The 681-nt window shown below is 51.4% G+C and carries 1 protein-coding gene; it reads left to right on the forward strand.

The genetic code is table 11. From position 1 onward, the window contains the following. The coding region (locus tag MO867_RS22415) for a hypothetical protein (protein ID WP_252473298.1) at positions 1 to 681 on the forward strand (681 nt) is incomplete at both ends.

The raw sequence follows: 681 nt of genomic DNA on the forward strand, positions 1-681 counted from the left end.
TTGCCAGCGCAGTGACTTCGGCGCTCACCGGCACCAGCGGTGCGGACAGCTTTACGGTCAATGGCGATAACGCGGCAACTAGCTACGACATCGCCTTTACCGGCCTGAGCATCGTTGATGCTGCTGATGGCAACGACAGTATTGCAGCAATGGGTGTTGTGACACTGACAGGCACGGATAATCAAGTATCAACCGCTTCCATCCTATTCAGTGGAATTGGCAGCATTAGTGGCGGTAGCCTGGAAGCCTCTAGCAATAACGATACCTTTGAAGTAACCGGACAAAATGCACTGACAGCCAATGAGATTGCCTTTAGCAGTATCAGCAGTGTGGATGCCCTGGATGGTACGGATAGCGTAATTGGTGCGGATGGCGTCGATTGGGAGCTTACGGGTAGTGATTATCAAGCAACCAATAACGGCATAACTTTTAGTAATGTTGAGATCCTGACAGCGATAAATGCTGACTTAATAGGCACGATAAATACGGATGCGTTTGCTTTGCAGGCGGGTGGCGATGTCGAAGCCTACGCCATGCTCGTATCCGGCATGTCTTCTGTTGAAGGCAATGGCGGCGATGACAGTCTGGATGCCAGTGTTTACAACGATGGCCTGGCGCTAACCGGCACCAATAATCAAGTCACGGCGGAATCTGGTGCCCTCACTTTCGACGGTATTGTGA

Origin of the sequence: Microbulbifer okhotskensis (genome assembly GCF_023895975.1) — a bacterium.
GTDB classification, from domain to species: Bacteria; Pseudomonadota; Gammaproteobacteria; order Pseudomonadales; family Cellvibrionaceae; genus Microbulbifer; species Microbulbifer okhotskensis.